At 51.1% G+C, this 25,662-nt stretch carries 26 protein-coding genes; 15 read left to right on the top strand and 11 right to left on the bottom strand.

From position 1 onward, the window contains the following. Window positions 1-146 precede the first annotated feature (146 nt). On the bottom strand, window positions 147-2,381 hold the full coding sequence (locus IVG45_RS02145; RefSeq protein WP_196436257.1) for a tetratricopeptide repeat protein: 2,235 nt from the start codon (window positions 2,379-2,381) through the stop codon (window positions 147-149). 13 nt (window positions 2,382-2,394) lie between these two features. Further along, a complete protein-coding gene (locus IVG45_RS02140) occupies window positions 2,395-3,510 on the bottom strand; it encodes an AAA family ATPase (RefSeq protein ID WP_196436256.1) in 1,116 nt (371 codons plus the stop codon). A 439-nt stretch (window positions 3,511-3,949) separates the two neighbouring features. Here IVG45_RS02140 and IVG45_RS02135 point away from each other — a divergent pair, with 439 nt between their 5' ends. Next, window positions 3,950-4,375, top strand: coding sequence for a hypothetical protein (locus IVG45_RS02135; RefSeq protein ID WP_196436255.1), 426 nt, complete (start codon window positions 3,950-3,952; stop codon window positions 4,373-4,375). Between the two features lie 34 nt (window positions 4,376-4,409). Next, on the top strand, window positions 4,410-4,670 hold the full coding sequence (locus tag IVG45_RS02130; RefSeq protein WP_196436254.1) for a DUF2024 family protein: 261 nt from the start codon (window positions 4,410-4,412) through the stop codon (window positions 4,668-4,670). A 71-nt stretch (window positions 4,671-4,741) separates the two neighbouring features. On the opposite strand, the gene IVG45_RS02125 is transcribed toward IVG45_RS02130, so the two are convergent. Together IVG45_RS02125 and IVG45_RS02120 are read right to left on the bottom strand one after the other, a co-directional pair. Next, complete coding sequence (locus IVG45_RS02125) at window positions 4,742-5,533, bottom strand: ABC transporter permease (protein ID WP_196436253.1); 792 nt, start codon at window positions 5,531-5,533, stop codon at window positions 4,742-4,744. After that, entirely contained in the window at window positions 5,520-6,182 is a 663-nt protein-coding gene (locus IVG45_RS02120; protein ID WP_196436252.1) for an ABC transporter ATP-binding protein, read from the bottom strand. The genes IVG45_RS02125 and IVG45_RS02120 overlap by 14 nt, the downstream gene beginning before the upstream one ends. Before the next feature lie 16 nt (window positions 6,183-6,198). On the opposite strand from IVG45_RS02120, the gene IVG45_RS02115 reads away from it, so the two are divergent. From IVG45_RS02115 to IVG45_RS02090, 6 genes are all read left to right on the top strand, one after another. Beyond that, window positions 6,199-6,357 (top strand): hypothetical protein, encoded by a 159-nt coding sequence (locus IVG45_RS02115; RefSeq protein WP_196436251.1) that lies wholly within the window; start codon window positions 6,199-6,201, stop codon window positions 6,355-6,357. A 324-nt stretch (window positions 6,358-6,681) separates the two neighbouring features. Beyond that, window positions 6,682-7,494, top strand: coding sequence for a formate/nitrite transporter family protein (locus tag IVG45_RS02110; protein WP_196436250.1), 813 nt, complete (start codon window positions 6,682-6,684; stop codon window positions 7,492-7,494). Window positions 7,495-7,572: 78 nt separating this feature from the next. Next, entirely contained in the window at window positions 7,573-8,016 is a 444-nt protein-coding gene (gene cynS / locus IVG45_RS02105; protein WP_196436249.1) for a cyanase, read from the top strand. Between the two features lie 18 nt (window positions 8,017-8,034). Next, window positions 8,035-9,759 carry a bifunctional protein-serine/threonine kinase/phosphatase gene (locus IVG45_RS02100; RefSeq protein WP_196436248.1) on the top strand — a complete coding sequence of 575 codons (1,725 nt, stop codon included), beginning with the start codon at window positions 8,035-8,037 and terminating at the stop codon, window positions 9,757-9,759. 269 nt (window positions 9,760-10,028) lie between these two features. Further along, window positions 10,029-10,169, top strand: a complete 141-nt coding sequence (locus IVG45_RS02095) for a hypothetical protein (protein WP_196436247.1) — start codon at window positions 10,029-10,031, stop codon at window positions 10,167-10,169. A gap of 373 nt (window positions 10,170-10,542) precedes the next feature. Further along, on the top strand, window positions 10,543-10,698 hold the full coding sequence (locus tag IVG45_RS02090) for a hypothetical protein (protein WP_196436246.1): 156 nt from the start codon (window positions 10,543-10,545) through the stop codon (window positions 10,696-10,698). On the opposite strand, the gene IVG45_RS02085 is transcribed toward IVG45_RS02090, so the two are convergent. The 3 genes from IVG45_RS02085 to IVG45_RS02075 all read right to left on the bottom strand — a co-directional run bounded on the left by IVG45_RS02085 (window position 10,695) and on the right by IVG45_RS02075 (window position 13,585). Next, window positions 10,695-11,285 (bottom strand): excalibur calcium-binding domain-containing protein, encoded by a 591-nt coding sequence (locus IVG45_RS02085; protein ID WP_196436245.1) that lies wholly within the window; start codon window positions 11,283-11,285, stop codon window positions 10,695-10,697. The genes IVG45_RS02090 and IVG45_RS02085 overlap by 4 nt on opposite strands. Before the next feature lie 287 nt (window positions 11,286-11,572). Continuing rightward, window positions 11,573-12,487 carry an oxygen-dependent coproporphyrinogen oxidase gene (gene hemF / locus IVG45_RS02080; RefSeq protein WP_196436244.1) on the bottom strand — a complete coding sequence of 305 codons (915 nt, stop codon included), beginning with the start codon at window positions 12,485-12,487 and terminating at the stop codon, window positions 11,573-11,575. Between the two features lie 333 nt (window positions 12,488-12,820). Beyond that, window positions 12,821-13,585: an exodeoxyribonuclease III gene (locus IVG45_RS02075; protein WP_196436243.1), complete on the bottom strand. Its 765-nt coding sequence runs from the start codon at window positions 13,583-13,585 to the stop codon at window positions 12,821-12,823. A gap of 348 nt (window positions 13,586-13,933) precedes the next feature. Here IVG45_RS02075 and IVG45_RS02070 point away from each other — a divergent pair, with 348 nt between their 5' ends. The 3 genes from IVG45_RS02070 to IVG45_RS02060 all read left to right on the top strand — a co-directional run bounded on the left by IVG45_RS02070 (window position 13,934) and on the right by IVG45_RS02060 (window position 17,516). Then, window positions 13,934-14,563: a DUF47 domain-containing protein gene (locus tag IVG45_RS02070; RefSeq protein WP_196436242.1), complete on the top strand. Its 630-nt coding sequence runs from the start codon at window positions 13,934-13,936 to the stop codon at window positions 14,561-14,563. 10 nt (window positions 14,564-14,573) lie between these two features. After that, window positions 14,574-15,686 (top strand): inorganic phosphate transporter, encoded by a 1,113-nt coding sequence (locus IVG45_RS02065; protein ID WP_196436241.1) that lies wholly within the window; start codon window positions 14,574-14,576, stop codon window positions 15,684-15,686. Between the two features lie 381 nt (window positions 15,687-16,067). After that, window positions 16,068-17,516 (top strand): cation:proton antiporter, encoded by a 1,449-nt coding sequence (locus IVG45_RS02060; protein ID WP_196436240.1) that lies wholly within the window; start codon window positions 16,068-16,070, stop codon window positions 17,514-17,516. 172 nt (window positions 17,517-17,688) lie between these two features. Here the strand turns inward: IVG45_RS02060 and IVG45_RS02055 are convergent, their stop codons facing one another. Further along, window positions 17,689-18,633: a hypothetical protein gene (locus tag IVG45_RS02055; RefSeq protein WP_196436239.1), complete on the bottom strand. Its 945-nt coding sequence runs from the start codon at window positions 18,631-18,633 to the stop codon at window positions 17,689-17,691. A gap of 323 nt (window positions 18,634-18,956) precedes the next feature. On the opposite strand from IVG45_RS02055, the gene IVG45_RS02050 reads away from it, so the two are divergent. Both IVG45_RS02050 and IVG45_RS02045 read left to right on the top strand, forming a co-directional pair. After that, window positions 18,957-19,232: a type II toxin-antitoxin system Phd/YefM family antitoxin gene (locus tag IVG45_RS02050; RefSeq protein ID WP_196436238.1), complete on the top strand. Its 276-nt coding sequence runs from the start codon at window positions 18,957-18,959 to the stop codon at window positions 19,230-19,232. After that, window positions 19,232-19,567 (top strand): type II toxin-antitoxin system RelE/ParE family toxin, encoded by a 336-nt coding sequence (locus tag IVG45_RS02045; protein WP_196436237.1) that lies wholly within the window; start codon window positions 19,232-19,234, stop codon window positions 19,565-19,567. Before IVG45_RS02050 ends, IVG45_RS02045 begins: the two co-directional genes overlap by 1 nt. Before the next feature lie 44 nt (window positions 19,568-19,611). Here IVG45_RS02045 and nhaR read toward each other — a convergent pair whose 3' ends face one another. Then, on the bottom strand, window positions 19,612-20,541 hold the full coding sequence (nhaR, locus tag IVG45_RS02040) for a transcriptional activator NhaR (protein WP_196436236.1): 930 nt from the start codon (window positions 20,539-20,541) through the stop codon (window positions 19,612-19,614). Window positions 20,542-20,651: 110 nt separating this feature from the next. On the opposite strand from nhaR, the gene ppc reads away from it, so the two are divergent. Further along, entirely contained in the window at window positions 20,652-23,456 is a 2,805-nt protein-coding gene (gene ppc / locus IVG45_RS02035; protein WP_196436235.1) for a phosphoenolpyruvate carboxylase, read from the top strand. A gap of 82 nt (window positions 23,457-23,538) precedes the next feature. On the opposite strand, the gene IVG45_RS02030 is transcribed toward ppc, so the two are convergent. After that, window positions 23,539-24,282: a DUF4405 domain-containing protein gene (locus IVG45_RS02030; RefSeq protein ID WP_196436234.1), complete on the bottom strand. Its 744-nt coding sequence runs from the start codon at window positions 24,280-24,282 to the stop codon at window positions 23,539-23,541. A gap of 77 nt (window positions 24,283-24,359) precedes the next feature. Beyond that, on the bottom strand, window positions 24,360-24,719 hold the full coding sequence (locus IVG45_RS02025) for a SirB2 family protein (protein ID WP_330165376.1): 360 nt from the start codon (window positions 24,717-24,719) through the stop codon (window positions 24,360-24,362). A 258-nt stretch (window positions 24,720-24,977) separates the two neighbouring features. Between IVG45_RS02025 and IVG45_RS02020 the strand changes: the two genes are divergently transcribed. Continuing rightward, complete coding sequence (locus IVG45_RS02020; RefSeq protein WP_196436233.1) at window positions 24,978-25,577, top strand: nitroreductase family protein; 600 nt, start codon at window positions 24,978-24,980, stop codon at window positions 25,575-25,577. The last annotated feature ends 85 nt before the right edge of the window (window positions 25,578-25,662 follow it).

Raw genomic sequence — 25,662 nt, 5'->3', positions numbered from 1 at the left:
TTTTATATGAGCTTTACACTAGTTACCAAGCTCCAGCTTGGTAACTGAGCCTTGAAAGCTCCAGCTTTCTTTATGGGACAGGAAGCAAGAGCTTCCAAGATTGGGTATCCAAGCCGGATCTTGATACCAGTGAAAAAAAGGGGCGATTATACGGCTTTTGCATCGGATGATTCGGTGGGCGGCAAACGATATTGCAACCTAAAGCCTTCGATATTGGTTCGGATTTCGGCGACGGTTTGCTCCAATTCCGGCCCCATGCGCAAAGCCTCGTCGCGGCGGGATTCGCCGATTTCCTGCAGGATGGCGTAGTAATAGGGTTTGAGGCGTTCCTTGAGATTCAAATGCCGATAACGTTCGTCTTCGAATAATTTCAACGCAAATGCGGTTTGTCCTTTGGCGGCCAACATCATAACTAACATGGAAACTAATATCGTCATCTCCTCATCTTCCCCTGCGAGATTGGCCAACTCCATATCAATGACAGAAAGAGCCTCAAGGTACTCTTCGTTCCACAGAGTCACCAAGCCAAACAACCTTTTTGAAACAGCCTCCGGCTCCGTTTCGGCGACTTTACGGAGCAGCGCCAGGGCTTCCCGCGGCTGCTTTCCATTCATTAAGTAATAAAACGATAAATCGAACATAGCTTCGACACTACCTTCATTAGCCGCCTTTGCGTAGTAATGCTCAGCTTTTTCCAAGTTGTCTTGATCCTCGTACGTTGCGGCAAGATTAATCATGGCTTTAGAGTGCCCGTTTTCGACCGCCATCAAATAATACTTTTCAGCCTGTTCAAACTTTTTTTGATCTCGGTACAAGTTAGCTAAACCAAACATGCTACCGATAGCCCCATTTTCAATGGCTTTCAAATAGTACTGTTCTGCATGTTCAACCTTACCTTGCTCTTGATATATCAAGCCCACACCACTCATAGCTGCTGGATAACCCTTTTCTGCCAACGGCAAAACCCGTTTCAACGCATCCTTCAAATCACCTCGTTTAAATGCCTCACCACCTTTAAGAAATAATTCCCGATCAGACTCCGGCAAACTCTCGGCAATCTGGGGAACAAACTCCCTCGTCGTATCTAGCATTCGTTGTTGCAGATCGAGGTCGCGCAAGCATTGAGCCAAAGCTTGGCTCCACAACAAAGCATGACGAGGCACCAACTTGCCATCCCTCAGCGCATCCATATGCCGCTCGGCGCGTTCAGCCAACTCCTGCTCGTCGCACCAGCTTTCCAAAAACTTAACCAACCAAATCGCCCGTTGCTTGTCGTTTTTACGCCCCAGCCGCATTAGGCACCAGATATTAAAGAAGCGCTCTTCCAGTTGGTAGAGATGATTCTTGGTCGAAGTTGGGATGCGGCGGATCAGGCGGTTTTTTTCCAGTTGGCTCAATTGTGCCGACACCTGTTTGCTGGGCAAACGGGTTTTGGCGGCAATTTCCTTGGTAGACATCGCGTCCCAACCCAAAGCGATGGCATGAACGATAGCCTGTTGCTGTACAGGCAAGTCGTCCAAACGATGCTTGTACAACGGCGTGACCCGGTCCAACAATGCTTCCAGATCGTCCAAAGCGCTGCCGTGGTCATCCAGAAAAATCTCGAATAATAGAATCATGGTACGCGGCACGCCGGCTGTCAGGCGGCGCAAGGCTTCCACCTTGCCGGGCTTGGTCTCCAGAATTTCCCGCATTTTTGCGGTCTGTTCAGGATCACCCAGGCCTAACAGCAATTCGTGGGTTTCTCCTCGATTCAGGCCATCCAGGGTTTTCATCGTGAAAAACTGGAAAAACGGTTTACCCTGATCGTAATGCTGTTCCAGCATCACGGCCGAGGCGCCGACGATGCGAATACGGCGGCTGGTTTGCAATATTTCCCGCAAACGTTGCTGGTCGCGCAAATCGAATTTGCCCAGCATTTCTCCCAGATTGTCGATCAACAGCAAGACGGTTTTGTCGGTCTTTTGCAACGCATCGCCCAGGATAGAGAAACAATCCTTTTCGTAGTGCGGCGACTGGTAAGCTTCTTCATATTGATCCGGCAATGTCTCAAACTCAGGTTGGTCGGCCAAATGCTCGGCGACCAGTTCCCACAAACGGCATAAAGAGGTGACCGAATATTCCTCCTCTCGAAATAACACCGGAATCTGCCAGGGCGATAACTCGGTATCGTCGCGAACGCAAATCGACAATTTGCGCAGCAAGGTGGTTTTACCCTGGCCGCGCAAACCCTGAATGATGGTGTGTTTGAAAAATTGGTTGGGCCCGGTTTCGCGAATGCGTTGGAGCAGTTCCGCCAAGGTATCGCGGCGCACCACGAAGCGTTCGACGAACAAGTCTTCCTGCATTTCCTGGGGGTTATAAATGGCGGCAACTTTCATCTTTGAGCTCCGGTCAGTTGGCGATTTCTTTCCACCACCAGGCGCGCAGCACCGGTGAAATGAATCTGAAACGGTTTTGCTCGTCGCGAGCCAGATAGCCATCGTGTTGCAAGATATTCAGCAAACGTGACACTTCATCCATGACATCGTGTTGTACGGCCAAATTACAAGCCTCACCGTAATCGATACCAAGGCGATCAGGATCGGCCGCCAAACTGAGCAGGGTTTTACAGAAGCGGTATTCTTCTTTGCTTAGCGCTTGCGGTTTCAGGCGGTTGTGCCAATGCTCGAAGTTGTGGCGATGGCCGATCATGGCTTGAAAGGCCTCGTCGATATGCTTTTCTTCGAGCGGAGATGCATGGAGTTCGTCGATCAGCAAACTGATGTAGAACGGCGCCAACCAATCGACACGATCCAACAACGTTTCCAACCAAGCATCGTCGGCTTGCAGTCCTTTTCGCCGCAACAAACACTGGGTATAACTCAATGCCTCATCGCGCCGGAACGGACGCATTTTAACTTCGCGCAAATCGTTGATGTGTTTGGTAAATCCCATACCTTCCACTACGTTCTGCAAGCCAATGGAACCGGCATAGAGAAATTGGATTTTGCCTTTATAACGCGGCCCTTGGCGCAATTCGCGCTGGGTGGTCAGCAACTTGCGCACTTGCGGCACCCCTTCGTTTTCGCGGATGTTTTCCAACGTCTGTGGAAATTCGTCCAACATCAACACGATGGGGCGGCCCGGCTCCAGATTTTCCAGTAAACGGCAAAACTCGGCGTGATAATCCAGCGCCTTGGCGTCGCCGAAACGTACACTCTTGCCCAGTTCTTGGATATTGATACTTTTGAAGCGACTGGTGATACTCCATCCCAGCGAATCCCATCGGCTCAAAAAGCTTTGGTCTACTAAATGAGAAATCAGCTTGCGATAAAACTCGTCGACAGTATCCGACGACTCGACGATCAAATAAGTGGGCAGAAAAGCATCAGGAGCATTGGCTTCCAGATGTTGCATCAACTGGGTTTTGCCAATACGGCGATGACCACTGAGAATGACATGCTCGCCACTTGTCAAACGATCGGTAAGCGTTTCAAGTACATCGTGTAAAGGCTGATATTGAGGCATAAAGGACTCCTGACAATAAATATGTTGCCATCGTAATAAGCAATAGATTTATTGTCAACATGTTTGACTAAATTTTCATTGTCAAAAAACATACGTCCAATACCTTCAATGTATCGCTCAATCATATTTATGCCCCCCAGCCATTCGACGACCATGCAAATCATAAAGTCAGGCTTGTCCGGTTCCGCGACGATGTAGCGGCATCTATTCATGATGGTTGTCTGTGCTGGCTTGGGGCGCTCCAGCGAGGAAACGATGAAAAACTTTTATATATCGATTCGATATTAGTATAGAATTTCACCGAATCCGTTGAGGCGTTTTCACCCCAAGGGGAACGATCTTGCGGATCTCTGTGGATGACGGATGTAAATCCGTCATCTCGCCATGTTTGCACTGACATTGTCAGACAATTTCCAAAGCCAAACCTTCAGGTATTGACATGATTAAAGAGCATTTTGATTTAATCATTGCGGCGATCGTTGTATTGACCCTCGCCCTGTACGATGTGACGTTGGATCTCTTCCTCAGCCTGCTGCATCTGCTGTTTGAGATGCTGCATTTCGCTTTTGAATGGCTGGAACTGGGAATCGAGCATACCGTGGAGCATTTTTTTCATACCTCGCGCCATGGCAGCCAGATCGTCACCTTTTATATCCTGTTTCTGCTTGGCTGCGGAATGTTGTTCTGGTTGAGCCGGTGCTTACCGCGCTTTTATGCGGTTTTAAAACAGTTCGTGCAGCAGGCTTGGCTACGCCGAAAAACCGAATTGCAGATGTATTGGCTTTCGTTGACCTTGCCCTACAAATTGCGGCTATTTTCCACCGTATTGGGTGTCGCTTATTTGGCCACTGCTTTAGTAATGTGAGCTGATTTTTTACCTTTTCACCTGGGAGTTTTTGATGGAAATCCACGTTTACGACACCTATGTTAAAGGGCGCGACAACCATGTCATGCACTTTGATGTATTCACCGCCCGCAAAGACAGCGAGCAAGCCATTCAATATGCCAAACAGTGGCTGACTTCAATCGGCGAAAGCGACGCGATAGTGTCCAGCAAGGAATGCCGTTTTTGCCACACTCAACAGGCACCGGTTGACGTGATTGAAACGATTAATCGTCAGGGTTACTTCATTTACAAAATGGAAGGTTGTCCGGCTTGATAGAAAGGTTGCTGTGATGCCACGAGCTTACGGGGCCTGCATTCACGATGAAAAAGCTTGGTCAAAGATTATCAACAGCGATCAAAAACTTCATCTTTCAACACATCAAATTCGTTGAATGCAATTTTCAAACTGAGCTTCAGGTTGATGATGCAAGCGATTGTGGTGCCGGTAAAAATACAGATCATGATGGCGATTTGGTATTTCACTGCCAACCACGGTTCGCTGCCACCCAGGATTTGTCCTGTCATCATGCCCGGCAGCGAAACCAATCCCATCGTTGCCATGTTGGCGATGGTAGGGTTGATCGCCGCTTTAACCGCATCTCGAAAATAAGGGCGGACAGCTTCCCAACGTGTCGCTCCCAGCATCAGAAAGGTCACGTATTCATTTTCGTTTTTGCGCAATGCCGAATAGAAGCGTTCCAGCGCGATGACGTTTCCTTGCAAACAGTTACCAAGGATCATACCGGCCAACGGTACAACATAGCGGGCATCGTAAAAATGAGCAGGCTGAATAACCAGAGCCACCAGATAGGCGGTGGCGAACAATATGCTTGATCCAATTGCCATAAAAGTGGCTAGTGCAAAATAGCGCGCTTTAATGCCCGCTCGCCGGAGAATACTCAGATCAGCGACAATCAGCATGATCAGTATCCATAATCCGTTCAGCCAAGGCTCGTTCAGGTCGAACAGCGCTTTTAAATAGATACCAACCAGCGCTAACTGAATAGTCATCCGCAGCATGCCGACGCCAATATCCCGGCTTAATCGCAAACCGATCAGCCAGAGCATAAACCAGGGTATCAAACACAGAGCGTAGAGGATCGCCATCCGTGGTAATGCAATATCAAGTGTTTCCATGGCGCCCCAGCTTAATCAGATGACCTGCTTCCAGTTCAAAAACGCTATCACTGCGCTCCATCCAATCCTGATCATGAGTGACCGACAGAACAGTAAATTGAGGATCGGAGAAAACATCGAAAACAGCTTGTTTGCTTTCCATGTCCAGCGCGCTGGTGACTTCGTCCAGCAAGTACAGTTTTTTATCTAATAACAGACCCCGTGCCAGTGCAATGCGCTGTTTTTCGCCACCGGAAATACGGCTGCTTTTCGCATTTAAAATATCGGCTGACAACCGCAACCGATGTAAAACCTCAAGCAGTTGATTTTCACTGGGCCGCTGATGGTGATGGGCTTTAAATTGAAAAGGCAGTAGCAGCGCATCTCTGACCTCATCGGCCCCCAGCATCGGTTCTTGGCCGATGTAGGCTATGCCGCTACGGACAGTCTGAAGGGATAGAGGCGTTAAAGGCTGTTCCTGAAAATAAACCGTTCCTGATTGCAAGGTGTGAAGTCCCATAATGGTTCTCAGCACGCTACTTTTGCCGGAGCCGGATTTGCCGCATAACGCGGCTTTATCTCCCCGCATTAGCGCAAAGCTGATGTTGGAAAGAATCATTTTTTCGTGAGCGGCCACTGAAACCTGCTCGAAGCGAATGATCGAAGACATTAAATGGTGATTTGGCATGAAATTAATGGCGAAGATAAGGTCTTTTGAGGAGCTTGGCTATCAGCATTTCCAATGGACGCCTTTGCAAGTCGCCAGCTCATTGATACGGCCGCACTTTGCAGGCACCTGTTTTGGTGCAAACACAAGCTACTTTGGTGCAAAGCATGCCGGGTGATGACTCGTTAAACCTCGCTGCGCCACGCTAAACGGCGGGATTAAAATGATTGGCACGGGCTATGCTGGTAAAACAACGGTGCAACGGCGCACCTCATCTTCTCTTCAACAATGGCGTTGAAAAACCGCTGGTTTTAATTGGCGGCTAAAACTTGATTCGTCCATTGATCCTGCCTTGATACCTGTTAGGACATCCGCAATGTACGACTAAGTGACGCTCGTTTTAAGGGAAGGCCACAGCTTGCATACCCAAGCCTAATCAAACGAATGAAGCGGTATCCAAACCCTTCATTCACTGCTTTCCTAACTTTAATAAGGGTGAGTTATGTCCTATCTGATTCCTTCAGAATTTGTCACAAAGATGGTCGACGCGGGTGAATCCAAAATCTTCATGTCAACCCGAGATACCTTGATCAGGGCGTATATGGCCGGCGCCATCTTGGCGCTGGCGGCGGTATTTGCGGTCGCGATTACCGTCCAGACCAACTCGCCAATCTTCGGTGCCATTTTATTTCCCGTCGGTTTTTGCATGTTGTATTTACTGGGCTTCGATCTTCTGACAGGCGTGTTTGTGTTGACACCGCTGGCCTGGATCGATAAACGCGCGGGCGTGACGCTGGGAGGCATTCTAAGAAACTGGGGTTTGGTGTTTGTCGGTAATTTTCTGGGCGCCTTGACCGTGGCGGTGATGATGTCGATTGTCTTTACTTACGGTTTTTCCGTCGAACCCGACGCCGTCGGTAAAAAACTGGCCGGCATCGGCGAAGCGCGGACGCTGGGCTATGCCAAATACGGTATCGCCGGCTGGTTTACGATTTTTATTCGCGGCATGTTGTGTAACTGGATGGTGTCCACCGGCGTGGTGGGGGCGATGATTTCGACCTCCGTCAGCGGCAAGGTGATCGCGATGTGGATGCCGATCATGCTGTTTTTCGGCATGACCTTCGAACATTCGGTGGTTAACATGTTTTTGTTTCCTTCCGGTTTGATCATGGGCGGCAATTTCTCGATTGCGGATTATTTTATCTGGAACGAGATCCCCACTGTGTTGGGCAATCTGATTGGTGGCTTGGCATTTACCGGCTTGACCCTTTATTCCACCCACATCAGGACCGCGCCCAAGCGTTCCTTCAATTAACCGCCATTCATTAGAAGCCTCGGCTCTCTGTAGACTGAGACTTCACTATCATCGTTATTCTTGATAAAGGAGTGAGCCATGACACGCAACGAAGTTACCGAATTGATTGTCACGCAAAAACTGCGCAAGCAACTGAGCTGGCCGCAACTGGCCGAGGCGATAGGGCAAAGTAAGGAGTGGACCACGGCCGCTTTGCTGGGGCAGATGACCCTGAACGCCGAGCAGGCCGCCAAAGTTGGAGCATTGCTGGAATTGCCCGCCGAGGCAATCGAACAACTGCAAGTGGTTCCGTATAAAGGGTCACTGCCCAGTGCCGTACCAACCGATCCGTTGATTTACCGTTTCCACGAGTTGGTCAATGTCTACGGCACCACCTTTAAAGCGCTAATTCACGAAGAGTTCGGCGACGGCATTATGAGTGCTATTGATTTCAGCATGGATTTGCAGCGAGAAGCCGATCCGAAAGGCGACCGGGTCAAGATCGTGATGAGCGGGAAGTTCTTGCCCTATAAAAGTTATTAAGGCGGATTTTGCCGAATAATGTCCCGCCAATTAAAAATTGCCGTCGGCCAATATTCCGATAAAGGCCGTAAGGGCATCAATCAGGATTTTCACGGCGTTTATATTCCGAAAGAACCGCAGTTGAGTTCAAAAGGTATTGCGCTGGCCGTGGCCGACGGTATCAGCAGCAGCGATGTCAGTCACATCGCCAGCCAGGCCGCCGTGGCCGGTTTTTTAGAGGATTATTTTTGTACCTCGGAAGCCTGGTCGGTCAAGAAATCGGTGCAACGGGTGTTGGCGGCCAACAACTCCTGGTTGCACGCGCAAACCCGGCACAGCCGTTATTGTTACGACATGGATCGCGGCTATGTTTGTACCTTGAGCGCGATGGTGATCAAATCCACGACCGCGCATATTTTTCACGTCGGCGACACCCGGATTTACCGAGTGCAGAGCGACGATCTGGAACAGCTAACCCAAGATCATCGTCTGTGGGTTTCGCAGGATAAAAGCTATCTGAGCCGCGCCCTGGGGATGGACTCCCATCTTGAAATCGATTATCAAGTGCTGACCGTCAGCAAGGGCGATATTTTCGTGTTGGCCACCGATGGCGTTTATGAATATGCCAGTTCGTGTTTCATCGCCCAGGCCATTCATCAGGCGGGCGACGATCTGGATAGCGCGGCCAAAGCGATCGTCGATCAGGCTTACCAGCAAGGTAGTCGCGACAATCTGACGATTCAGATCGCCAGAATCGAAAACTTGCCGACACCCAATGCCAATGAGCATTATCAGTCCTTAACCGAACTGCCGTTCCCGCCGGTTTTGGAGGCCAGGATGGCGTTCGACGGTTACACCATCGTCAGGGAGTTACACGCCAGCAGCCGTAGCCACATTTATTTGGCGGTAGACAACGAGACCCAGGCACAGGTGGTGATCAAAACCCCGTCGATTGACTTGCGCGGCGACCCGGCTTATCTGGAGCGCTTCCTGATGGAGGACTGGATTGCGCGGCGCATCAATAATGCTCATGTACTTAAACCGTGCGCGCAGACCCGCAAACGCCACTTTCTTTACGTCGCCACGGAATTTATCGAGGGCCGGACCTTGAAGCAGTGGATGATAGACCATCCGCAACCGGACCTGGAAACCGTGCGCGACATCGTCGAACAAATCGCCAAGGGGCTGCGGGCGTTCCACCGCCTGGAAATGCTGCATCAGGATTTGCGGCCCGACAACATCATGATCGATAGTACCGGCACGGTGAAGATCATCGATTTTGGCTCGACCAGAGTGGCCGGTATCATGGAAATCGGCTCGCCCATCAAGCACGAGAATCTGCTCGGCACCGCTCAATATACCGCCCCGGAATACTTTCTGGGACAACAAGGCACGGTGCGTTCGGAACTATTTTCGCTGGCAGTGATTAGCTACCAGATGTTGACCGGCAAGCTGCCTTACGGCGCCGAAGTGGCCAAATGCAAATCCAGGGCCGAGCTAAACAAATTAAAATTCGACGCCACGCTTTATCGCAATCAGGAGATTCCCGGCTGGATCGACGATACCATCAGAAAGGCGGCTGATCCGAATCCCGACAAGCGCTATGAAGATCTGTCAGAGTTTATCTTCGATTTGCGCCACCCCAATCCCGCTTTCTTACACAAAACCGGTCAAGCCTTGTTGGAGCGTAATCCGGTGGCTTTCTGGAAAGGTGTTTCCCTTATCTTGGCGATGATCGTCGCGGTATTGTTGATCAATCGATAGGCAGTATTTTGTCCAGTAACTTTCCATTCCTCCTACGGCCGACCAACAATCACACTTATCTGACAAAGAAATAGCGTCGGTAAAAAAAGTATTTTAGCAAACCACATTAACGTCAAATTATAAGTCTCTGATCATGCTCAATATTGAAAAAACACGCGACAGCTGTGGTTTAAAAACCACTTGAAATCCGCATTTAATAGAGGAAAATCATGTGCTTACCGGCATTTCCACGCCGCCAGCACATTCTTCAAATATTAAAAGGAGACAGCATGAAAATAGCACTTGTCGCAATGGCGGGGCTCACTATCGCCGCACTGATAATGATTTCAGCCTTCCAGCTATTAAAAGTCGTTATACAAGAATTGGTCAATATGGTTTCCGAGGCCTGGTATAGCCCTGAGCAACATTAAACTGATCCTAGAAAATTTTCCGTTCCGCGCTAGAGTCGTCGTCCTGAACAGCTACGGAAAATTGCTGCGACAAACTGTCGCATTTATTCTGGACAAAGCATTTTTAATTCATTAGAATGCGCCCACCTTGACTTAGGTCAATACGAGCTGAAAGCTTCGTATCTTTTGAGGGGGAGGGAAGCGACCGTGATACGGTACAATAATAATAAGAGCGCAAGCTATTAACCTGCCGTCACTGACGGTAGGCGTCCACAAAACATAAAAATAACACCGGACGAGGCCCACTTCATGTGGGCTTTTTTATGTCTGTAATTTTCTAAACCAACTAGTTATTCAGATGGCCGAAAGACCCGACCCACTTCCACAAGAAATCATGGACACCGAACGTTTCATTGACGAACTGATGAACGACAGCAAGCACCCGGTCCACAATCGCGCTCATCCGCTACATAAGGAATCAGTTAAAGCTTTGGACGAGATGATGCAGCGTCTGGATGCCATGCGGAATGAATGGCTGTCTAAGAGTTAAAACTGTTGTTCGCATGGAATGCCATCATTGTCGCCATCCATCTTTGTACCAGGGCAATTTTGCAGGTAATAGGCGGCTTCCTCATACGAAGCCATTTCAGAGCAATGTACCTTGCCCTGACATTGAAACTGTTGAGTAGATTCTGAAGGTTCAGCAATCGGCAATCCTTGTTGACTGCCAGATACATTTTGATTCGCAAACTTGCCGTAAATTGAAACAGCGGCGACCACTAGCAGAACCGGAACAAACTTAAACCCGCTTTTCTTATACGGCGGCCTATAGGTGTTTTGGCCTTTATGATGCCTTTGAATTGAGGGGGTTGCTTTTTGTATTTTGGGTTTTCTGTCTATCGGGCTGACAGTCAAAACCTGAGACACACCGTCTATTTTTGCGTTGACTGCTCGTAGCTTACCGTTATCATCAAGACTCGTTTGGTAATAAATAATGTCACCTACTACAGGTGCACGACTCATACTTTTCAATGCCGATATGTGGATAAAAATATCAGCGCCGCCATTATCCGGTTTTATGAAACCAAAGCCTTTCTCATCTATCCAGCGAAGCAGTTTACCTTTTTCAATTTCCATAGCTTAGTTATCTGTCATTTTGGGATTAGGCAACCAACTCACTCGCAACCATTTCAGCCTGTTTCAACAGGGTTTCCGTAGCGACAGGTATTACGCCGCTATACCGCTGTTTATGTGATAAACGATCAGGAAATCAGCCAATTTAACGACAAATTGGTCATCAGCTGCGCACCTTGAGGCTGCAACAAAAACAAGCTGCGTATTCATTTTTGTAGGGAAATGGAAATCAGAAACTTGCCCGCCCCCAAGTTGAGATGCGGCGTGCAAGCTTATCTAACCGACCTACCCTAAATTCCCAGCCAATTTTGCGGTTTCAAATAGGTTTGGTATAGCTCGGTTTCCGGGCTGTCCGCCTCCGGTTGCCAATTGTATTGCCAATGCGCGATTGGGGGCATGGACATTAAAATGGATTCGGTTCTACCGCCCGACTGCAAGCCGAACAGGGTGCCGCGATCGTATACCAGATTAAATTCCACATAACGGCCGCGCCGATACAACTGGAAGTTGCGTTCCCGTTCCCCGTAAGCCGTATTTTTGCGTTTCTGGACGATGGGTAAATAAGCCGGAATATAGTGGTCGCCGACGCTTTGCATAAAGGCGAAGGCTTGGGCAAAATCCGGCTGGTTCAAATCGTCGAAAAACAAGCCGCCGGCGCCTCGAGTTTCGTTGCGGTGTTTCAGAAAGAAATATTCGTCACACCATTTTTTATAGCGGGCATAGACGTCGTCGCCAAAAGGCTGGCAGGCTAGTCGCGCGGTTTGATGCCAATGCACGACATCTTCCCGGAAAGGATAAAACGGCGTTAAATCGAAACCGCCGCCAAACCACCAGATCGACGGTTCACCTGCTTTTTTGGCGATAAAAAATCGGACATTGGCATGCGAGGTCGGCACATAAGGGTTGCGGGGATGAATCACCAAGGATACGCCCATGGCTTCGAATTGGCGGTTAGCCAGTTCGGGGCGCTTGGCGGTTGCCGATGGCGGTAAGTGGCTGCCGAACACGTGCGAAAAATTAACCCCGCCTTGCTCGAACACCTCTCCATTCACCAATACCCGAGAACGTCCGCCGCCGCCTTCATCGCGGTCCCAAGCATCTTCGACGAAGCGCGCCGAAGGTTCTTCGGTTTCTAAAGTGTCACAAATCCGATCTTGTAAATTCAGCAAATAGTTTTTGACTGGAGAGATGTCGTTCTCACTCATGATAAAGCGCGGTCCTATCGATAAAGGTCTCGGTTGGCGACACTAATGTGGTTGCCGGATAAATGCAAATTAACATAAAACTTACCGTGGAAGATTCGGATAAGCCATTGACCCATTTCGGCAGAAGCCCTAGATAATTGATGGCAATAAATGTACCTATCCCAAGAAACTGTCGTTGACTGAGCGGAGTCGAAGTCAACTATTCGCTTCGCTTGCGAAAGCTTCGCTCAGCACAAGTCCACTCAGCGAACGATAATTTTGGCATCGGCAATAGTTACAAGCTTTATCAAAAAATACTTAATCACGCGAACATAAGCTAATTTTATAGTCGGCTTATATCTCAATGCCAAGGCCAACCGGGCAATGATCGGATCCTAGAATGTCCGGCAGAATAAAGCTATCTTTGACTTGCCCGAGCAAAGACCGGCTGGTCAATACATAATCGATCCGCCAACCGATGTTTTTTTCGCGGGCATTGGCGCGGTAACTCCACCAACTGTAAGCCACGGTTTCCGGATGGAAATGCCGAAAGCTGTCAATCAGGCCGGCCTCGACAAAGCGGCTAAAGCCGTCGATTTCAGTTTGGGTATAACCGGCGGATTTATTGTAATTGGCCTTGGGTCTGGCGATGTCGATGGCCTGATGAGCCACGTTGAAATCACCGCAAGCGATCAACGGCTTTTGCGCCTGTAAGCTTTGCATGTAGGCCAGCAGTTCGAGATCCCAAGTTTGCCGATAATCCAGGCGTACCAATTGATCGCCCGAATTGGGCACATAGACATTCAACAAAAAAAACTTGTCGAATTCGGCCACGATCACCCGGCCTTCCCGGTCGTGTTCATCTATGCCCATGTCATGGATAACCCGCAGTGGCTGTTGCCGGGTTAGCAGCGCCACGCCCGAATACCCCTTGCGTTCGGCCGAGTTGCTGTAAATATGATAATGGTCGAGATTTTCCAGGGCTTTATCGACTTGATCATCTTGGGCCTTGGTTTCTTGCAACAAAATACAATCGGCGTCCAGTTGAGTCAGAGTGTCGCGAAAACCTTTGGTCTGAACGGCCCGTATGCCGTTGACATTCCAGGAGATAATTTTCATGTGCTGTTTCCGGTTTGGAGTTGGGATTAGCGCAGTGGAAATACAGGCTAGTTCGGCATTCTAACGGCTTGGAATCAATAGAACCAACAGAAATGAATGCAGCCTCGCCCCAATGGCGACTTACGCGGCGGACCGTTGAATCAGCTACAGCAACCGGCTAATCAGGAGTTTTATGGCTTATTGGGCCGTCGAATTTTATCCAGCCAACACGCGTTTTGCCGCGAGGCAAAGTGGATTTAAGGAAAATTTTCCATCAAGTTTGTAAAATGACGCAATCGGGAGGCGCGAGATCAATGCGCATCACTGAGTTCAACACAGCCACCGGGCTTAATAAATTAAGGAAACACGATGTTCTCATTGCAAACCATCTTCGGCAAAGGTGATAAATTTTATGGCTTATTGGAAGCCAGCGCGGAATCCGCGTGTTCGTCGGCCAGCGCCTTGATCGAGCTGCTAAGTTCCCCGGCAACCCAGCAATCATTGGAAAAGTTTAAACAAGCCCGCCGCCGTGAAAAGAACTTATTTGCCCAAATCAGCGAGGAACTGGTCAATACTTTTGTTACCGTGTTGGATCGCGAGGACATTGAAGCTCTTAACAGCGCTCTTTACAAAATCCCCAAGGTCGTGGAAAAGTTTGCCGAACGTTATACGCTAGCCTTGGAGCGTGTCGGCGATGTGGATTTCATCAGCCGTGCGCGGATGTTGGAACAAGCCTGCAAAGTCTTGGAACAAATGGTCAGGCAGTTGCGTAAAGGCATGGATTTGGACGAGGTCAAAAGATTAAACGATCAGCTGCAAGCCATTGAAGCCGATGCCGATAATCAAATCCTGGATTTATACCGGGACATTTATACCAACGAAGTTGATCCTATCCGTTATTTGATCAAAATGAATTTGTTTGAAATCCTCGAAAAGGCGATAGACCGCTGCCGCGATGCCGGCAATGTCGTGTACCACATCGTTTTAAAAAATTCATAAAAGGATTTTCATGCTGACATTGCTTTTGCTGGTCATTCTGGTCGCGCTGATATTTGAGTTTGTCAACGGATTCCACGATACAGCCAACTCTATCGCCACGGTGGTTGCCACCAAGGTTTTGACCCCAACCCAAGCTGTCATTCTGGCCGCGGCGACTAATCTAGTCGGCGCGTTATCCGGTACCGCGGTAGCTAAAACCATTTCGTCCGGATTAGTCGATACCGGCATGGTGAATATCACATCCGAAGTTCTGATCTGCGCACTGACCGGCGCCATTATCTGGAATCTGATTACCTGGGCCTTGGGGCTACCTTCTTCTTCCAGTCACGCCTTGATCGGCGGCTTGTGCGGGGCGGCACTGGCCGCGGGACACAATAATCCCGATGTTTTGATATGGTCAAAAACCGCGGCCGTCTGGACCGAGAATAAAGGTTTGCTTTGGAAAGTTGTGATTCCGATGGTCAGTTCGCCGGTCGCCGGTTTTGTCTTGGGTATCGCCATTATGGGCGGCTTGATGGCCATCATTAGCGGCATGAATTCGGCCGGTGGCGTACTGGCGAGAATATCGCGTCCGAAATGGATTAATGCAGTATTCGGCAAGGCACAACTATTGTCGGCCGGTTACATGGGCTTTGCTCATGGCAGCAATGATGCGCAAAAAACCATGGGTATCATCGCCCTAGCAATTTTTACCGCAAACAGCGGCGGCACACTCGATCAGTTACCGCACTGGGCTGAATTCTTGCGCCCGGATGGGGGCGAGAAGGATATCGACACTTGGGTCGTCTTTGCTTGCGCTTTGGTGATGGCGCTTGGTACGGCAGTAGGCGGCTGGCGCATTATTAAGACTTTGGGCCATAAAATGGTCAAACTGCATCCGATCAACGGTTTCGCCGCGGAAACCAGTTCGGCAACCATTTTGTTGGCGGCCGCCCATTTCGGTATGCCGGTTTCCACCACGCATAGCATTTCAACCGCAATTATGGGCGTAGGCTTTGCCAAAAACCCCTATACACTTAGACTTTCCGTCATTGAAAAAATTGTTTGGGCATGGATTTTGACGATTCCGGCCGCGGGCGGGATTGCTTGGCTAATGGTCAGTTTATTAATTAAGTTGCAGTAGGGGATGATAAACCGCTGTTAGTCGCGCCTTGCCTTGGCTCCGCTTAGATTCAGCTTAATCGCACGAATGCGGTTTTTATCCCACGGGCCATCCGATTACGCTACGCGAATCGTACGACATGAACCGAAGTCAGACCGGCTGCTAGGCTGCAAGGATAGTACTGGGATTGGATACCCGGCCTGGTGGTCATGACGATACTGGTGTATTGCAATGAATGTACCCAATCCAAGCAATTTGCCGTTGACTGAGCGGAGTCGAAGTCAACTGTTCGCTTCGGCCACTTCGGCTTTGCTCAGCACAAATCCGCTCAGCGAACGACACATATTTAACATTGGCAATGGGTACAAACTTTCTCAAAAATCACCTAAGGTCCGTAAACCGATGAAGCGACTGTCTCTACTTTATATTCTGATGTTGGCGGTGGTAGGAGCCGCTATCGTCGGCGTGTTGCAGTTGGGCTCTACACTGCCCATGCCTCGAAGCACGACAGGGGACCCGCCGGGAAAAGCCGTCACGGCAATGGCTCATAATTCAGGGCTTTCCAGCATGCTGGAAGGACTGATGGCAAACCTTGATCACCCATTGAGCCATTTGTTTGTCCAATTGCTGGTCATCATCGCGGCATCTCGCATAATGGGAAAGTTGTTTACACGCCTTGGTCAGCCAGCGGTCGTCGGAGAAATGGCGGCCGGCATCTTGCTGGGACCGTCCTTGTTTGGATGGCTAGCCCCCGAGGCGTTCACATTCGTGTTTGCCAAGGATTCGCTAGCTACGCTCGGGCTATTAAGCCAGATCGGTGTCTGTTTTTTCATGTTCGCCGTGGGCATGGATGTAAACATCAAGCATCTGCGCGGCAAGGCCCACGCAGCGCTAGTCGTCAGCCATGCCAGCATCGTGATCCCTTATCTGCTTGGCGTGCTGTTGGCATACTTCCTATATAGCGAACTGGCGGTGCCCGGCGCCACCTTCACCGCTTTTGCCTTGTTCATGGGTATTTCCATGAGCATTACGGCTTTTCCGGTTCTCGCCCGTATTTTGCGAGAGCGCGGCTTGTCTAAAACTTTGCTGGGTAGCACGGCCATCACCTGCGCGGCGGTGGATGATGTGACGGCCTGGAGCATACTGGCTGTTGTGGTGGCGATTGCCAAGGCGACCAGCCTAAGCGGTTCCGCACTGAACCTCCTACTGGTTCTGGCGTTTGTTGCCCTCATGGTTGCCGGCGTGCGGTGTCTGTTGCCGCGCTGGCTAGGCGATGAACGGCTGGCGCGCGAGGAGCCATCCAAGGGAACGCTGGCGACTATCGTCTGTATAGTGGTTGCCTCGGCCTTGAGTACGGAGGTGATTGGTATTCACGCCCTGTTCGGCGCGTTTTTGGCTGGGGCAATCATGCCGGAAAGCCATGATTTTCGGCACAAAATCAGCATGCGGGTGGAAGACTTCAGTTCTGTGCTGCTGTTGCCCTTGTTCTTCGCCTTCACCGGCTTGCGCACGCAAATCGGCTTACTCGACGATTTGCAGGGCTGGCTGTTATGTCTGTTGATCATCCTAGTCGCCACGCTCGGAAAACTGGGCGGCAGCGCGATTGCGGCGCGATTGACCGGCATGAGTTGGCGCGTATCCTTGCAGCTTGGCGCATTGATGAATACGCGCGGACTGATGGAGCTCATCGCGTTGAATATCGGTTATGACCTGGGCATCCTCTCGCCGCGTCTGTTTACGATGTTGGTGCTCATGGCGTTGTTGACAACGATGCTGACCGGGCCATTGCTGACACTTTTCGGAACACAACGGCTTGCGGCGGACAATATCCAAGAGCCTTCATGTGTTTGAACGCAATGCTCCGCAAACCATGGAGCATATGCGATGAAGCACTAACCGCATCGGTCGCGATTAATGCGTCTAGCTTCGCGCGGCGCCCATCTTCGGGCTTGATCTTATTAGGGCCGGCGATAAGGTCGAATCATCCTTGATCGATGCCAACCCTATAGCCGGAGAAATTTTCTTAGCGAATATTACGATTAACGGTGCGTTTGCGACCGAAGAACGTCATCGCGCCCAATGCCGACAAGAATAACGGCATCGCCGCCGGCACCGGCACAGGAGCCACGCCGATGGAAGCCGACGTCATCATCCGGCTTTGCAGGTCGCCGTGCATCGTGGCGAAATCACAGCCATCCGCTCCACAATCGGCATTGTAAATATCGACGCCGTTTTGAGTATCCGAGACGATCTCGGCACCGGTAAAGGAATAGACCCAAAACATAGCTCTGCCTCCTATGGTCGAGGCCATGATGTCGCCAATTTCGCGCAAGGTATCGCCGGGTTCGAGCAGTTGCGCCTCGGCCATCGTTAAGTTTTCGAACAATGGGTTGGTCGCCATCAAATCGTCCAGTGATACTGCGGTAGTATCTTCGGCGCTGACCCCTTGCACCCAAATAGGACGACTACCGTTGTTGGTGACGGTCGCGACCAATTGGCTGCCTTCCAGTGTCCAGTCTGGCGTAACGATTGCCGGTTGCTCCACCGGTGCGGGCGGTGCGGGCGGCGTGACCGGAGCTGATTGGGCTGCCGCCAGGGTATTGGTGCCGGCGTAATAAAGTTGGCCGTCGGACGAATTTCTGTCCAACCAGTTGTAACTGATGCTGCCCGGCGCCTTCATCAAATGCACGCCGAAATGAGTAATGCCGTCGATTCCAACAGAGGAAGAGTACGAGCCGGGCTTGTTGCCGTCATGAACGACACTGAGTCCGCCGGAGGTGTTGTAGCCGCTACCGCAGCCGAAGGCCGAGCCGCAGTAAGTCGACATCAGATCGCTGGTGCTCATGCCGCTCAGGTCGACCGCAAAGCCTTCCATCTCCGAGCCTGTACGGTTGTAGACATCGGAGTTGCCGAGATAACCTATAATTTGTACGCTGCCGCTGGCCAGAGCCGCGGAGCTTCCCAGCATAAGAGTAAGCGCTAGGCTTCCGACCTGATATTTCCGTTTCAGTATTTGCCTCATCATTGTCTCCAGGCGAGTTATATGATTGATTTTCCGTGTGGTTTGCCGACTTATCGATGAAGAGTACATAACGGAGGGTTAGTATGCGTTCTTACTACGCTAAGTCGGCATTAGCTTACCATATGTAAGGTAATTCAAGCATCCACAAAAAACCAGCGGAACAGGACCAGGCTTGCAATTGGGGGTGTGGAAATCGCGACCTTCTTGAACTTGTTTGACGACCATTAAAAGACTATATTAAGTCCATACCTTGGTTTACCGAGATTTGTATGCGTTATTCAACACAAGTAAAACCCATAAGCTATTTGAAAGCTAACGCCGCCGAAGTGTTATTGCAACTGACAGAACGGCGCGAGCCTATGGTTATCACCCAAAATGGCGAGGCCAAAGCAGTGATTCAGGATGTTGCATCCTATGAGGAAACCCAAGAGACGTTGGCGCTCTTGAAACTCCTGGCACTTGGTACTCAGGATATTGAACATGGCAAGGTCACCCCTGTTGGCGACGTGCTTGCTCGGCTGCGCGCAAAATCATCTGGCAAGTAATGTCGGGCCAACAATACGAAGTCTTGCTCACCAAGGGCGCCGAACAAGACTTGGAAACCATCTACGACTACATTGCCGAGTTCGACTCCGAAGCCAATGCCAACTATGTATTGGACGCTTTGATGGAAATTGTTGAGGGTTTGATCCATTTCCCTGATCGGGGAATCTATCCAAAAGAATTAATGGGATTAGGTATTCAGGATTACCGACAGGCATTTTTCAAACCATACCGGATCATTTATCGGGTAATGGGTCAAAAGATTTACATTGTCCTCATTGCGGACTATAGAAGAGATATGCAGGCTTTGCTGAGTCGCAGGCTGCTAAGTGCTTAGGGCAAACAATAAGACCCAGCCCCTTAGTAAACTGCTTCGCCCAGTCAAGAATCTGCCTGTCCCGGCCTATCCAGCAAATCAAACAACCCCTGTTGCGCATGCTGCAGGATTGCCGCCACCAACGGATGCTTTAACCGGCGCTGGGCGGTGATCGCGTAAAAGCGCTCCACCACCCCATCCGCCAGCCCCAGCATTTCGGTGCCGTACTGACGCTGAATTTCACTCGCAACCGCCCGTGGCGAAAAAAACAATCCGGCGCCGGCGGCACCGAAGGTTTTTAACAATGCGCTGTCCTCCACTTCGGCCTGTATCACCGGACTCAATTCTTGGCTGTCGAACCATTGATCCAGCGAGCGCCGCAGCGCGGTATTGGTGGTCGGCAGCAGAAACGGCGCCCCATTCAGACAGCGCGGGTAATTGCGCCGATAACGTTCGGCCAGCGCCGGCGCGGCAAAAACCGCCACCGCCGATTCGCCCAGGAAATGATTGAACACTCTGGCACCACTGGCGGGCGTGGCTGGTACATCCGACAGCACCATGTCGATACTGTGCAAACTGATTTCATTCAGCAAGCGCTCGGTTTTATCTTCCGTGCAATTAATTTGCGAGGGTTCCGACAACCGCAACAACGGTGCTATCAAACGGTAAGCAATCAATTTCGGCATCGCATCGCTGACACCGATGTTCAAGCGCGGGCCCCGCCCGGTACCGCGTCCTTTCAGCATATGAGTCATTTCCCTGCCCAAGGCGAAAATTTCGTCGGCATAGTGAAACACGGCCCGCCCGGTCTCCGTCAGGACTAGTCGGCGCCCCTCCTTGCGCCATAATTTGGCGCCGACGGCCTGTTCGAACACGGTCAATTGTCCGCTGATAGTCGGCTGCGCCAAATGCAGCATCTCGCAAGCCGCGCTGATGCTGCCATGTTTGGCTACCATCCAGAAATAATACAAATGCTGATAATTGACGCGTTCCATGACCACAAATACATCGAAAAAACCAATAAAAGATATTGAATTATTCTAATTTACTATTCCAAAAGATCGAAGTAATTTATCCACCTACCGTTGAACCACTTGGAACCCCCATGCCCAGCATCACCGAATATGATGATAAATCCTTGCGCGCCAGCATCCGCTTGCTAAAAGTCATGCTGAGTAAAGTCCTCAAAAGCCAGGCAAGTCCGCGCGTGGCCGATATTGTCGAACAATTACAAAATCAGTTTGCCGCCTTGCAACGCGACGGCAATCCGAGCCGGCGCCAGCAATTATTGAAAACCTTGCAAGACTTGCCGGCCGACACCTTGAATGAAGTGATCCGGGCCTTCAGTTTATATTTCAGCTTGCTGAACATCGCCGAGGAATCCACCGGATTGCAGCAACGCCGCCGCCAGATCGAAAAAAACAAACATTACTGGCGCGGCTCTTTTCATGACACCCTGCTAGCTTTTAAAAATTCCGGGGTCACCGCCAGCCAGTTGCAATCACTGCTGGATGATTTGAACTATCTGCCGGTGATGACCGCCCACCCCACCGAAGCCAAACGCCGCACGGTACGCGGCGCCCTACGCAGCGTGTTTCTGAGCCACGAAAAACTGCAACATGCCGACGTCAAGGGCTATTTCCGCCAGGAAGCCTTGGATAGACTCCATAGCCAGATTCAATTGCTATGGAAAACCGACGAAGTGCGCTCGCGCAGCATGGGGGTGATCGATGAAATCGACTCCGGCCTGTTTTATTTTCCACTGTCGCTGTTCGAGGCTACCGCCCAGGTGTACCGCAATTTCCAGCGCGCCTTGGTTGATGTCTACGGCAACCAGGCAGCGGAACAAGTCCGCGTACCGGGCTTTTTGAATTTCGGTTCCTGGATAGGCGGCGATCGCGACGGCAATCCCAATGTGAAGCCGCACACCACGGCCCTGGCCTTGCGTCTGCAAGCGCGCACGATTACCCAGGAATATCTGCGCCGCATTGACATTCTGCGCGAACAACTGGCCTATTCTCACGGCTTGTGCCAACCCACGGAGACTTTTTTACTAAGCCTGGAGCACGACCGTGAACTACTGGGCGAAAGCGCGATTGCCGTGGAACGAGGCTGCCTACAAGAGCCTTACCGGCATAAATTGTCGCTGATGAAATTTCGGATGCATCGCCGCCTGGAGTTGATTGAACAACGGATTGCCGGCGACAGCTCGCAAACCGATGCCCAGGCATACAACAATATTCAAAGTTTTCACGCCGATTTGTTGCTGATCCGGGAATCCCTGATCAGCCATGGCGACCTGGCCATCGCCGATCGGGATTTGCAGGACTTGATCCGCCTGGTGGACATTTTTGGTTTTCATCTGATGCAATTGGATGTCCGCCAGGAATCGAGCCGCCATAGCCAGGCCGTGGCGGAAATATTATCCGCCGCGCTGAATATCGATTATTTGCACCTGGATGAAAATCAGCGCATTGAAGTCTTAAGCGAAGCTATCGCCATACCTGGCGGCTTGGGTTATGACGCCAGTTGCTTATCGGCCCCCACCGCGGAAACATTGGAAGTGTTCCAGGTCATGGCACAGATGCGGCGCGAAATCGGTAACGACTGCTTCAGCCGTTATGTGATTTCGATGACCCATTCGGCCAGCCACATCATGGAAGTGTTGTTATTGGCGGCTCAAAACGGCTTGGCCGGGCGTATCAGCGGCCAATGGTATTGCCATATCGGCGTCAGCCCGCTGTTTGAAACCATCGACGACCTCAACCATATCGACAGCGTACTGCGCGGCCTGCTGGCGCAACCTGTCTACCGCGCCTTGCTGGATGCGTCGGGCCTGCGACAGGAAGTGATGCTGGGTTATTCCGATTCCTGCAAGGACGGCGGTATCCTGGCCTCGGCCTGGGGGTTATACCGTGCTCAGCAGCAAGTGATGGCGATTTCCGATAGCGAAGGCGTGCCTTGCCGCCTGTTCCATGGCCGTGGCGGCACCATTGGCCGCGGCGGCGGCCCCACTCACGAGGCGATTCTGGCACAACCTCCGGCCAGCGTGCGCGGACAAATCAAATTCACCGAGCAAGGCGAAGTCTTGTTTTATCGCTACAACAACATGGAAACCGCGATTTACGAGCTGACCATGGGCATCACCGGCCTAATGAAAGCCAGCCTGAGTTTGGTGCAACCGGTGCGGCCGGACAAAACCGACAATCTGGCGCTGATGAGCGAGCTGGCGCAACTGGGCGAGCGCAGCTATCGGCAACTGACCGAACACACGCCGGGTTTTCTGGACTATTTCTACGAAGCCACGCCGGTGTCGGAAATCGGCCAGTTGAATATCGGCTCGCGTCCGTCGCACCGTAAGAAGCAGGATAGGTCCAAATATTCGGTGCGAGCCATCGCCTGGGTGTTCGCCTGGGCCCAATCGCGGCAAACCTTTCCGGCCTGGTACGGCATAGGCACCAGCCTGGAAAGCTGGTGCGCCGGCAAGCCGGAGCGGCTGGCCGCGTTACGCGAACTGTATCGGGACTGGCCGTTTTTCCGCAACCTATTGAGTAATGCGCAAATGGCCCTGAGTAAATCCGACATAACGATTGCCGAGGAATACAGTGCGTTGTGCAGCGATCCGGAAATGGGCAAACGCATACACGGATTGATTGCCGGCGAACATCGCCGTTGCGTGGACTGGATTTTGGAGATCGCGGAAAGTGACCGCCTGCTGGCGGAAAATCCGGAACTGGCGGCCTCATTGCGCCGTCGTAATGATTATCTGGGACCACTGAATTACATTCAAGCCAGTTTATTGCGGTCGCTTAATCAAGATAACGAAAACGATAATGGGCAAAGCATTTGGACTAAGCCGCTGCTACGCACCATCAACGCGATTGCCGCCGGCATGCGAAATACCGGTTAAGGTTTTCCTAAAACCCTGCTCTAGCGCGCCGCCTGACAATCTTCTCTACGGGCACCGTTTCGAACGGCGCGCAGAGCGCCCGTCATTCGGCGCCTTGATCGATCCACGCCCTAATACGGGCAACGTCCGTTTCCGCTAGTTTATGGCTTTCGGCCATGCCCATGGTCGGGCGTTGGCCTGAAACGATTTCGATCAAGGGGCTAAACCCGCTCTGCCTCGCTACAATTAAGGGCGGTTTGGCGTCCGGCCCGAAAAAAGCTTGGAACACATCGACACGAAAACCCGCCAACTGCCTTTGCGGACCGTGACAACCGAGACAATGCTTTTCCAGGATCGGGTAGATGTCTTTCCAGACCAGATGCTCGGAATCGGCTTTGACCGGCGGCGCGGTGGCCGGCTCTGGTAATCGGCTATGCTTCCGCTGATGCATTGCTCCCGTCCCCTGGAGGCTTGGCGCCATTTCTTCCACATCCCGCCGCGCCATCCAGCCAAATCCAACACAGATGGCGGTAAAAACAACCACGGTCCAAATTGCGCTACGGACTAACGACGGCTGCGAGGTTTTCAACAGATGACAGCGCTTGCCGATCACCGTCACGATCCAATTCCAATGCAGCGCCAAATGGATCAGCATGGTCACCAGCAGTCCCAGACTGATCCAGAAATGCACGTCACCCCATTGATGCCGGGTCAACCCCCACAGGACATGGGTTTTATTACTACCCGGCGGCAACGGAAAACGCAGCAAATAACCGGTGGCAATCATGCCCACGAACAGCAGCGCCGCCACCAGATCGATAACGATATTGAGGATAGTCCGATTCATAATATTTCACCGCTAGCGAACATAAACCGACTAAGGGTGATTTCCCCAAAACTCCCTTAGGCTAATCCGAGATCCGATCAAAGAAAAAACAAAACCTGCTTGGTAACGGCGATTTTGACGATAAAAAACAAAGTCAGCAGCGCACCGGCAAAAGCAAGCCAGCGGTTTTGTCCCTGTTCGCGCATCGTTAACAAGCCTAAGCCGATGAAAACCACCATCAGAATAATTTTGGCAACGATCCAGGCATAACTTCCACTCAGCCAGTCACCCTGAAAGACCAGGCCAATCCCGGTCAAAAGCAACAGTCCGGCCAGAATATGCGGCGATAGTTTTACCCATTTGACGGCTAACATTTCGGGCCGGTATTGCGCCATGGCAACGCGTCCGACAAAACCGATAGCGACGAGAGCGACAAATAACAGATGTATGTGTTTCATGATGATAATGATGGTTAATGTAAGTGAAGTTACTTTAACACTGTACCCCAAACTGGGTCATCATCAAATCCGGACCGTTCTTGGGCAAGCGAAACCGATGCATCCGCCACCGGGCATCTATGGCCTGGAAATGCCTTCGTTTAATGGAATCGCCACAGTTGGGGCATTTTTGTAGCAAACGATTTTTTACCGCGCTAAGATTCCAGCCGGCCAAGCCAATCGAAATGATCCCTACGTTAACCAAACCAGGACATGACCATGCACAATAAACCGGCAAACAGCAGCACCCCGCTCCACGACATTATCCGAAACCGCTGGAGCCCCAGATCATTCGATGCCGACAAGGCGGTCGACCAAGCAATCTTAACTGCTTTACTGGAAGCGGCGCGCTGGGCGCCATCCTGTTTTAACGACCAACCCTGGCGTTTTATCGTTTGCAACAAGAGTAACGATGCCGCGGCCTGGGAAAAACTATTGGGCTGTCTCGCGGAAAAAAATCAGCTCTGGGCCAAAAATGCGCCGGTTTTAATCCTGTCGCTAGCGATGCAAAACTTCGGTCACAACGATAAACCCAACCGTTGGTCCGCATTCGATACCGGAGCCGCCAGCGTCAGCATATGCTTGCAAGCCACCGCGCTGGGCTTGGCCAGCCACCAGATGGGCGGATTCGATGCCGAACGCTGCCGAGAGTTATTCAAACTACCCGAGGCCTGTACCCCGATGTCGGTGATTGCCATCGGTTATCAGGCGGAAGCGGAGTTGTTAAGCGAGGACTTCAAACAAATCGAGCTGAGTGAACGCAACCGTAAACCACTGGAAGAAAGCTTCTATTTCGGAGCATGGGGAATAAAGGAATAGATGGCACATTGGCCTGGCTGATTTTTGACTAGATGAGGTAGGGTCGATTCAATTGACTCAACTAAAATCCAGTGGTCGACTGAAT

It is taken from the genome of Methylomonas sp. LL1 (assembly GCF_015711015.1).
Taxonomy (GTDB): domain Bacteria; phylum Pseudomonadota; class Gammaproteobacteria; order Methylococcales; family Methylomonadaceae; genus Methylomonas.
The sequence above is the reverse complement of the archived record's forward strand: the minus strand, read 5'-3'. Positions and strand labels throughout refer to the sequence as shown.

What these genes read in the sequence shown, in the direction of transcription:
- IVG45_RS02095 (WP_196436247.1), top strand. Translation starts at nt 10,029, where the DNA reads ATGAAAATAGCACTTGTCGCAATGGCGGGGCTCACTATCGCCGCACTG.
- IVG45_RS02145 (WP_196436257.1), bottom strand. Translation starts at nt 2,381, where the DNA reads ATGAAAGTTGCCGCCATTTATAACCCCCAGGAAATGCAGGAAGACTTG.
- IVG45_RS02090 (WP_196436246.1), top strand. Translation starts at nt 10,543, where the DNA reads ATGGACACCGAACGTTTCATTGACGAACTGATGAACGACAGCAAGCAC.
- nhaR (WP_196436236.1), bottom strand. Translation starts at nt 20,541, where the DNA reads ATGGAACGCGTCAATTATCAGCATTTGTATTATTTCTGGATGGTAGCC.
- IVG45_RS02110 (WP_196436250.1), top strand. Translation starts at nt 6,682, where the DNA reads ATGTCCTATCTGATTCCTTCAGAATTTGTCACAAAGATGGTCGACGCG.
- IVG45_RS02050 (WP_196436238.1), top strand. Translation starts at nt 18,957, where the DNA reads ATGCGTTATTCAACACAAGTAAAACCCATAAGCTATTTGAAAGCTAAC.
- IVG45_RS02075 (WP_196436243.1), bottom strand. Translation starts at nt 13,585, where the DNA reads ATGAAAATTATCTCCTGGAATGTCAACGGCATACGGGCCGTTCAGACC.
- ppc (WP_196436235.1), top strand. Translation starts at nt 20,652, where the DNA reads ATGCCCAGCATCACCGAATATGATGATAAATCCTTGCGCGCCAGCATC.
- cynS (WP_196436249.1), top strand. Translation starts at nt 7,573, where the DNA reads ATGACACGCAACGAAGTTACCGAATTGATTGTCACGCAAAAACTGCGC.
- hemF (WP_196436244.1), bottom strand. Translation starts at nt 12,487, where the DNA reads ATGAGTGAGAACGACATCTCTCCAGTCAAAAACTATTTGCTGAATTTA.
- IVG45_RS02125 (WP_196436253.1), bottom strand. Translation starts at nt 5,533, where the DNA reads ATGGAAACACTTGATATTGCATTACCACGGATGGCGATCCTCTACGCT.
- IVG45_RS02140 (WP_196436256.1), bottom strand. Translation starts at nt 3,510, where the DNA reads ATGCCTCAATATCAGCCTTTACACGATGTACTTGAAACGCTTACCGAT.
- IVG45_RS02055 (WP_196436239.1), bottom strand. Translation starts at nt 18,633, where the DNA reads ATGCTGGGAAGCTCCGCGGCTCTGGCCAGCGGCAGCGTACAAATTATA.
- IVG45_RS02060 (WP_196436240.1), top strand. Translation starts at nt 16,068, where the DNA reads ATGAAGCGACTGTCTCTACTTTATATTCTGATGTTGGCGGTGGTAGGA.
- IVG45_RS02130 (WP_196436254.1), top strand. Translation starts at nt 4,410, where the DNA reads ATGGAAATCCACGTTTACGACACCTATGTTAAAGGGCGCGACAACCAT.
- IVG45_RS02120 (WP_196436252.1), bottom strand. Translation starts at nt 6,182, where the DNA reads ATGTCTTCGATCATTCGCTTCGAGCAGGTTTCAGTGGCCGCTCACGAA.
- IVG45_RS02020 (WP_196436233.1), top strand. Translation starts at nt 24,978, where the DNA reads ATGCACAATAAACCGGCAAACAGCAGCACCCCGCTCCACGACATTATC.
- IVG45_RS02135 (WP_196436255.1), top strand. Translation starts at nt 3,950, where the DNA reads ATGATTAAAGAGCATTTTGATTTAATCATTGCGGCGATCGTTGTATTG.
- IVG45_RS02025 (WP_330165376.1), bottom strand. Translation starts at nt 24,719, where the DNA reads ATGAAACACATACATCTGTTATTTGTCGCTCTCGTCGCTATCGGTTTT.
- IVG45_RS02045 (WP_196436237.1), top strand. Translation starts at nt 19,232, where the DNA reads ATGTCGGGCCAACAATACGAAGTCTTGCTCACCAAGGGCGCCGAACAA.
- IVG45_RS02070 (WP_196436242.1), top strand. Translation starts at nt 13,934, where the DNA reads ATGTTCTCATTGCAAACCATCTTCGGCAAAGGTGATAAATTTTATGGC.
- IVG45_RS02115 (WP_196436251.1), top strand. Translation starts at nt 6,199, where the DNA reads ATGAAATTAATGGCGAAGATAAGGTCTTTTGAGGAGCTTGGCTATCAG.
- IVG45_RS02030 (WP_196436234.1), bottom strand. Translation starts at nt 24,282, where the DNA reads ATGAATCGGACTATCCTCAATATCGTTATCGATCTGGTGGCGGCGCTG.
- IVG45_RS02065 (WP_196436241.1), top strand. Translation starts at nt 14,574, where the DNA reads ATGCTGACATTGCTTTTGCTGGTCATTCTGGTCGCGCTGATATTTGAG.
- IVG45_RS02085 (WP_196436245.1), bottom strand. Translation starts at nt 11,285, where the DNA reads ATGGAAATTGAAAAAGGTAAACTGCTTCGCTGGATAGATGAGAAAGGC.
- IVG45_RS02100 (WP_196436248.1), top strand. Translation starts at nt 8,035, where the DNA reads ATGTCCCGCCAATTAAAAATTGCCGTCGGCCAATATTCCGATAAAGGC.